Raw genomic sequence first — 8,195 nt, 5'->3', positions numbered from 1 at the left:
TTCTGGAATCTGGGTAGCACAACTTGCTTTTTGGTCTGCATAATGTTGATTATTACAAACAAAAATATAAACAATGTTGATAATAATCAACATTGTTTATTGCTCGTGAGCAGTCGCACAATCCCAGAGGATAATTTCGGGTGACTGGCAAGCGGTTAAAATTTCACTAAGCATTATATTGCTTTTAACATTAAGTCTTCCACCATGAACCTTTGGACTGAGTCGAAATCCCTTGACGAGATCATAAGATTGCTAGTGAGCTAAAAGACCTATAATATAACGTCTGTCATGAATCTCCTACAAAACATCAGAAGCCACTCAAATCAGCCGCTTACCCGGCAGCTGCTGGCATCGCTTCTCAAAGATCACAAGGAGCCCAATCATAAAATCAATGAGCTGCTATCTGCCGGCCTTCTGGAAATTGTGAGGGATGGCCTCTATATACCTACTAAAAAGCTGTCACCATTCCGCCCGGAGCCATTCCTACTCGCAAACCATCTGTTCGGCCCCAGCTATGTCTCACTTGACAGTGCCCTATTCTTTTACGGGTTAATTCCTGAGCGAGTATATGAAGTGACCTCAGCGACTACAAAACGTGCCCAGCGGTTAAACACCTCAATAGGTGCATTTAGCTTCGCGCGGCTGCCATTGCCCTATTACAGCTTCGGGATTCGACATTTTGAACTTGGAGATGAGCAACATATTCTTATTGCTTCGCCGGAGAAGGCGCTATTTGATAAAGTAGTGACTACCATAGGCGTAAAGCTAAATAGCTCGAAGTCCGCTATTGAATATCTCATCGAAAATTTAAGAATTGACGAAGATGACTTGCAAGAGCTCGATACAAAAGTCATGGAGACATGGCTGAGCGATGCTCCTAAGTCGAAAACCCTGTCAATGATTATAAAGTCGATCAAAGGCCTCAAATAGATTGAGCTGTTGAAAAGCAAAATTTTTAAATATACAATACCTTATATATTTAAACTGACAACCTCAGAGAAGAACCGTTATTATCGTGTACAAAAGCAAAAGATGAACGACCTTCGTTAAAAAAACACAAGTACCGGGCATTTTTGTGTTACAAACGATGTTAAAAATATGAACATTCTCACTTACAAAATGGACTTACGTACGACATTATCCGTCAACGAGAGCTTTCTCGAAATGTTGACAGACTGCAAAAATCGTGGCGCAAAAGCGGAAATGATATTGGACATCAACGGGCTCGAACGTGCTGAGGGCATCATAGCTGAGATCCACACAGGCGATCTGCAACCTTACATCAAACTGCAAGACGGAAGGGTCATTACAGAAAAAACAATCATCGCTCTCAATGGACTTTTCCGGCCTGAATATTCGGGGTGCTAGAATAGGTATATTAAAGCTCGTGAACAGATGTCGGGGTACTCCGCGACGTATCAATCAAACGGTAACTACTTAAAGGTAATGACTTAATTAAATGCTTTTGAACTACGCCTCAACACCCTTTTTTTTCGAATTCAAGTGATTGATTATTAGCACTTAGAGCGGTGATTCATGCCAAGTTGGTATATCGAGAGATAAGTCCATGCCAAAATTATCAAACAACAGACACTGCCCCTACTATTTTCTAAATACTCTCTTCAAGAAGGGCGTTTTACTTTTTGTATTTTTCAGCTCTTTTATCTGACCTTCTAATTCCTCAATTCTAAGCCGAGCAGCATCCAATTCAGCATTCTTAGGTGGAACATTTAGAAATTCCAATTGTGTTGCCTGCTTTATCTCATCCTTATAAGCTAACAGGGGACTGTAGATTTTGAAATACGCACCACCAACCACTCCTCGATAAAGTAACAAGTTCGGATTCTTAGAGCCGCCCTTGAGTATGTGCGTTGTCGCTATTCCCGGATAGGGATCAATGTAATAGATTTTTGTTACTCCTAATTGATACGCTTTTTTTGAACACAATTCACACGGGCTCGCGGTTGTAAATAAAATGCCATCTTCAATCCCGGCAGTCCCATATTTCGTTAATTGTAGAAATGCGTTCTCCTCTGCATGAAGCGATCTAGTATGTACCTGGTTCTTGTCACCGGTTAAACCATTTTGTATTTCTTTAAAGCAAAATGAAATGTTGTTTCCACATGACGAAAAATTCTTAATTTCTTCATTATCATAAGAAACGGAAACGAAGTCACGGAATTTCTTGTTCGACAGCTCATAGTCACTATACGCCTCAATATCAGATGCATTTGTTAGATCATTCACATTTCTAAGTAGGCACGGGACTTGGTTTTGTGGCGCATTATTCCAACCAATCGATTTTATTGAATAATGCTTATCCGTTACAACAGCACCTACCTGCCTAGATAAACAACCAGAATTGAACTTTGCTGTGTAAGCGATTTGCATCACCCGTTCAACTGGTGTAGGAGTAACAAGGCCTGGCTTCAAAATCAAAGAGTAATACCACAATAGCTGACGTTTCAATTCATTGAAGTTATCATTTTTACATAGTGGATTATGAACATGAATATCTGCTAATTCGATGCACGCTTGTATGTTTTGAGATATATACAATTTAGCTCCCTTCAATTTTGAAGGATATTCTTGATTATCAAGCTTTGTTATTGCCGAATCATCATATCCCTGTGAAACAAGGCGATTCTTTCTATCCTCCTCAGATGTATTCACTGACAATACGTAAAAGGCGGAATGCCGTTCTTTTAGAAAATTTATTTCAAATGGATTCCTTAAAGCGTCGATCACTATAAACGCCTTTTCGGTGGTCATATCATCTTTCAATTTATCAAATTCTACTTTCCTTTTAATTAGCTTTATAAACTTATTTATTTTTCTGACAATTGAATCCGTCTTTGATACATCGAAGGAATCTTCATCAGCAAATGCACTACCAGTAGATCTAATATTGTTTGCAATAGATTGATAAACAGATGCATATCCATTATCCAGAAGACCTTTGAGCCTATTTGAGAAATCTTGCAATTCCACAAAATGGAATTGAAACACGCTATTTATGTGAGGCTCTCCTGCATCATCTTCTCTAAGCTCCTTGATCGCTCTGCGTTTTGAATAAAATTTTGCATACTCTGTTTCAATTGATTTCAGGTTTTCAATAACTTGGATATCAGAAATCAACGTTGCCACATACGAGATAAAAGATTCAAAATCATGTTCTAAAATAAATGCGGTTATGATATCCTTAACCTGAATCCGATAAAATGGAAATCTATTCTCTCGAACAAATTTCAGAACAATATTTGTTTTCCGTCTGTCATTAGAATTCGAGTATTCGAATGAGTCAACATCTGGGAAACTAAACATTGCCGGGGATTGCGCAAGAATACTTGCGGCTGTTGTGCAACCCGATCCGGTCCGGCCGGTTAGGCCTATAACGAGGAAATCTCTTCTATTTGAATAAATTTTTTCAATTCCTTCTTTCATAAGTCTTAACGTAATGTATTGATAGGAGGGTTTAATGTGAATGAACAAGTCACATTAAAACGCAATTTTACAAAAAAATCTAAGATTATTACCATGTAGTCAATTCTTCTTTTCCTTGACTTATCAGGTTCAAGGCCACATGGCTGGTGTAGTTTGAACCTCTGGCTAAAATTATGCCCAATTCAAAACTACTACGTATCAAGGGTTTCAGGAAAGTGGACTTGTATCCCTTGCAACGCTCTGGATAGTGCGGAAGGCAATAATAAACGAACAAAGGCGCAGCAAGAATGCTGAGATCATAAGCGGCTTCAACTCATCTTATTCTCCCACCGAGCCCTCACCGGATTATCACTGCCAATTCTTATATTAGCTGAGACAATCGTTAGTTAGCGTTTTTGGCGTACGTAAGTGTGTTTTCAGATATTCTTTGTATTGTTAATTGCAGCACAATATGTCTAACTATTGGAGCACAGCGGGTATACCGCACAAAGGTTGGGAATACGAGACGGTCATAGACCTCAAAGAAGAGGGCGAAGACTATGAAACGTGTATGATGTGTGGTAAAGAGGAGATTCGTTACGTTCACATAGTGTCACACGATGAAGTTGCGGAAACGTATCGTGTTGGCTGCGTTTGCGCCGAAAAGATGACCAGCGACTACGTTAATCCAAAGGAAAGACAGCGGAAACTTGAAAACAGAGCAAAACGCAAAGAAAACTGGAAGTATAAGGAGTGGAAGCAAAGCCAGAAGGGCAACCAGTATTTCAAATTTGAGGGTCATTTGCTCTTGATATACACCGACAAGAGATCTGGCAAATTTAGATGCAAAATTGATGAAACTTTTGGCTCGAAATCTTACAATTACGTCAGCGAGGCGAAAGCTGGTATTTTTGAAAAGATTGAAGAGTTGAAGGAGCAGGGAAATTGGTAACGCAAAATAGACTAAGAAAGGACTGTCAGCCGTGAATAATTCGTTGGTTTCATTCCGAGGGCTTCCGGGTAAATTCTAATCAGAATAAGCAAATGACCTCAACAATGGCAGGCTATTTTCTAAGTAATCTTATAGATTAGAAGTTTATCGGTTTGATCGGCAAAGACATTAGATAAGCTAAAATGTTCCTCCGACATTACGGGATAGAACGTTCGGAATTTTGTAACTTCGCCTAGTAAAATCGCAGTTACCACCGCCAAAAACCACAGGCATTTCCCAAACTTTGAACACCAAGAACCGCCCGAAAACTCACCCAAAATCCAGCGAAAACCACCATTCAAACACTTCAATTTTCGCTTAAAGAAATTATACATAACAAATATACTGTTGTACTATATGTATAAAAAATAGTGAGTCATTCGTGTAGTTCACTTCAAATATAAGAGACAAATAATTGAACATGAGCTAATTAATGGCAAAGTTCGAGACCCGTCTCCCTCCCCAGTTTTAAGGCCCTGAATTTTCAGGGCTTTTTTTGTGGGCTTCAAACGGGAATCAATGCCTGCTTTACCAGGCTCATGATATATTCCAGGTTTGTCGTGTTTGCAACTGTCAATTCGTAATCTCCATTGCCCCAATGCCCCGATTGTGAGACGTCCCTCGTCAGTCCCTTTTCATCCAGAAGCTGTCCTTTCTTTAAGTTAATCCACATTTTTAATGATTCAGACTGAATGCGGACGTCGACTACATTCTTGGGTCTTTTGAAAGCGATGTAAAGCTTCTTTGCTTCTACCTCAATCTCTGGCAACAAGTTGAGGATTGCTGCCTTGTAAGCCTCATAAAGCTCCTTTACATGATCACTTTTTCCGGCCAGATGATCGTCCTCGGTATACACCTTAATCTCCGCCGTAACCTTGCCGATTTCGGTGTCCTCATTTTGCTGTACTTCCCTGAAACTAGGTGCCGATTTGGATTTCTTGATAGGACTGATGGTTACAATATCAGCCTCAAACTGTTTGATCTCCCACAACTCAATGGCCAAATCCTTGAAGTTCGTAGACTGCTTCTGAAAATCCGTAAAGGAGGGAGAGACAAAAATGATGCGGCTCTGCGACCAGTCCACATCGCTGCGTTTCAGATGTGTCTGCTGCGATTCGTTGTATTCCACAATGAAATCGCCTTTATATTCCAGCATCAGGTTCAGATACGAAACGCCCTGGTCCACCACGCTGTAATTTTGGCTACGCTTGTATTCGATGATCACAAATGCCCTGCTTTCCGGATCGAAAGCCAGGGTGTCAATGCGGGACTGCTTGATCGTAAACTCCGACTTCACCAATTTCAGCGAAGTAAGTACTTCCAGATTCTGTTCAAAGAGGTTTTGAATATCCCTTTCGAGTTTGAAAGGTACTTCGCGGAGATTGGAGAGGGTTTGTTTGTTGCTTTTAAAGATTTGCATACTCGAATGTCAGTAACCAGTCACTTATTGTCTCCAAATATCTGAAAATAAAAAAGGACTGCCACCGCAGCCCCTCACTTTCCTAAATCTTCTCTCCCATCTTCTCCAAACCTTCCCAAAGCACTTTCAAATCAAAAAGCGCCGACTTTTCTTCCGCATTAAACGGCACGTCCGAATGATAAAGCGCCAGATCGTGGACCATTCTGAGCGAATGCGCCAGCTCCTTGCAGCCCTGAGACTCGACGAGGTACCAAAACTCGGCCTGTGATTGCGTCAGCGGAGCGCTGACGTTGAATGCGTAACGTGCATCATGCGTGGGGTTGACTGAATGTTCGGTCGAGTCGACACCGGGACCATTTGGAGTTTGCATTGTAAATGGATTTGGGTGAAAAACAAGGAGAGGTCACCGCAAACTCCATCAATGGAAACCATCGATCAGGTCTCGGGACTTGCACCCGTATGCCTCTCCAAGGCCATTTTGGCCTGATTTTAACTAATGATTTCATAAAACATTGAATGGAATTTGCGGGGCAAATATAGGGGAATATTTTGAACCGAGAAGAGTCAGAAGATTGTGGCTTTGAGCCGCAGGATAACCAAAAGAGTAATGCGCATTTAAGCCAATTTCCAAATAGAAAAGGCTCAAATGCGCAGGTTATGGCACGTCATTGAAGATAATGGAAGACAAGCATTGACTCGCCTCAAGTGAGTATGGATTGCGTTCTCAAATCGGTGCCAGTCCCAGTTCAATTAAAAACGCATTGTGAGCGTCTGTGTGCTTTTTGATGTCCTTGTCTATTTGGCTCAATCTTGCATGCACGTCTGCTAAATTGATTTGAATTTCATCATCCGACGTATTTACATACCTCGAAATATTCAGGTTATAGCCGTTCCGCTCGATTTCATCCATTGGCACCCTGCGAGCGTAACGCTCGATGTACTCCGGCCGATATTGATAGGTGTCAACAATCTTCTGAATGTCGTTGGGTTCTCCGTCTTCTCCTTCTCTCAGCGTGTTTTGTCGCTTACCCTTTGCGAAATTCTGACTTGCATTAATGAACAAAACGTCATCTTGCTTTTTACATTTTTTCAACACCAGGATACAAACAGGAATTCCGGTGGAGTAAAACAAATTAGAAGGCAGGCCGATCACCGTATCAATGTGATTATCCTTCAAAAGTTTCGTGCGGATCCTCTCCTCTGCGCCACCACGGAACAAAACGCCGTGCGGCAAGATGATCGCCATCGTGCCCTCTTTGCCCAGGAAGTGAAAGCCATGCAGCAAAAACGCAAAGTCAGCCGCCGATTTAGGTGCCAAACCATAGCCCTTGAAACGGAAATCGTCGCCCAGCGTATCATTCGGCTCCCAGCGTAAGCTGAACGGTGGATTAGCGACAATGGCATCAAACTCAATCTTTTTAGAGGGATTCATTTCATTGAGCAAAGGCCACTGATTGTATAAAGTGTCCCCGTGAAAAATTTCAAACTCGGTGTCCTTCATCCCATGCAGCAGCATATTCATCCGGGCTAGGTTATAGGTGGTAATGTTCTTCTCCTGCCCGTAAATCTTCCCGATGCTACCGCCATTATCCTTCATCCGCTTCCTCACATTCAGCAACAAAGAGCCCGAGCCACAAGCAAAATCTAGCACCTTGTCCAGTTTCCTCTTCTTACCCGATGTTGGGTCCTGACTGTCTAGCGTTACGATTTCAGATAAGATGGTTGAGATTTGCTGTGGTGTGTAAAACTCGCCTGCCTTTTTGCCCGAGCCGGCTGCAAACTGACCGATCAGGTATTCGTAAGCATCTCCCAATGCATCGACATCAGTTGAGAACTCTGCGATTCCTTCGGCAATTTTTTGGATAACGGTAATGAGTTTCTTATTTCTTTCCGACTCATTCTTGCCGAGCTTGTCAGAATTCAGATTTATTTCTGAAAACAATCCCTGAAATGCATTTTCGAAAGATTTTTCTTGAATATATTTAAATCCATCTCCGAGTGTCTCTAACAACACATCACTTTGTGTTCGTGCAAGCTCTGCGATATTGCTCCAAAGATATTCAGGCAAAATTACATAATGCACTTTCCTACGCATCTGCTTTTCAAACTCCGGTACGTCAGTTTCATTAGCGGCATACCAAACAGATAGGGGTGTACGCTTATCTCCCTTTTCCAGTTCAGGATAATCGGAACCAAGCTCTCTTTTTGCTGATTCTTCGTAATTAGAGGACAAATATCTTAGAAAAAGAAATGAAAGCATATAATCACGGAAATCATCCGCGTTCATTGCACCCCGCAATTGATCTGCTATACTCCAAAGGGTTCTACCCAGTTGTTGCTGTTGTTTTTTTTGTGTCATGT

At 41.5% G+C, this 8,195-nt stretch carries 7 protein-coding genes; 3 read left to right on the top strand and 4 right to left on the bottom strand.

Going from position 1 to position 8,195, the window contains the following annotated elements; all coding sequences use genetic code 11:
* Positions 1-288 precede the first annotated feature (288 nt).
* Both J7619_RS25165 and J7619_RS25160 read left to right on the top strand, forming a co-directional pair.
* Positions 289-930: a hypothetical protein gene (locus J7619_RS25165; protein ID WP_291205386.1), complete on the top strand. Its 642-nt coding sequence runs from the start codon at positions 289-291 to the stop codon at positions 928-930.
* A gap of 168 nt (positions 931-1,098) precedes the next feature.
* A complete protein-coding gene (locus J7619_RS25160; RefSeq protein ID WP_291205383.1) occupies positions 1,099-1,368 on the top strand; it encodes a hypothetical protein in 270 nt (89 codons plus the stop codon).
* A gap of 234 nt (positions 1,369-1,602) precedes the next feature.
* On the opposite strand, the gene J7619_RS25155 is transcribed toward J7619_RS25160, so the two are convergent.
* Positions 1,603-3,444 (bottom strand): hypothetical protein, encoded by a 1,842-nt coding sequence (locus J7619_RS25155; RefSeq protein WP_291205381.1) that lies wholly within the window; start codon positions 3,442-3,444, stop codon positions 1,603-1,605.
* 451 nt (positions 3,445-3,895) lie between these two features.
* Between J7619_RS25155 and J7619_RS25150 the strand changes: the two genes are divergently transcribed.
* Entirely contained in the window at positions 3,896-4,375 is a 480-nt protein-coding gene (locus J7619_RS25150; protein ID WP_291205379.1) for a hypothetical protein, read from the top strand.
* A gap of 544 nt (positions 4,376-4,919) precedes the next feature.
* Here the strand turns inward: J7619_RS25150 and J7619_RS25145 are convergent.
* The 3 genes from J7619_RS25145 to J7619_RS25135 all read right to left on the bottom strand — a co-directional run bounded on the left by J7619_RS25145 (position 4,920) and on the right by J7619_RS25135 (position 8,193).
* Positions 4,920-5,834: a DUF5655 domain-containing protein gene (locus tag J7619_RS25145; protein ID WP_291205376.1), complete on the bottom strand. Its 915-nt coding sequence runs from the start codon at positions 5,832-5,834 to the stop codon at positions 4,920-4,922.
* 82 nt (positions 5,835-5,916) lie between these two features.
* A complete protein-coding gene (locus tag J7619_RS25140; protein ID WP_291205373.1) occupies positions 5,917-6,204 on the bottom strand; it encodes a hypothetical protein in 288 nt (95 codons plus the stop codon).
* A gap of 354 nt (positions 6,205-6,558) precedes the next feature.
* Positions 6,559-8,193, bottom strand: coding sequence for a type I restriction-modification system subunit M (locus J7619_RS25135; RefSeq protein WP_291205370.1), 1,635 nt, complete (start codon positions 8,191-8,193; stop codon positions 6,559-6,561).
* Between the last annotated feature and the right edge of the window lie 2 nt (positions 8,194-8,195).

Source organism: Dyadobacter sp. (assembly GCF_017744695.1).
Taxonomy (GTDB): Bacteria; Bacteroidota; Bacteroidia; order Cytophagales; family Spirosomataceae; genus Dyadobacter.
The sequence above is the reverse complement of the archived record's forward strand: the minus strand, read 5'-3'. Positions and strand labels throughout refer to the sequence as shown.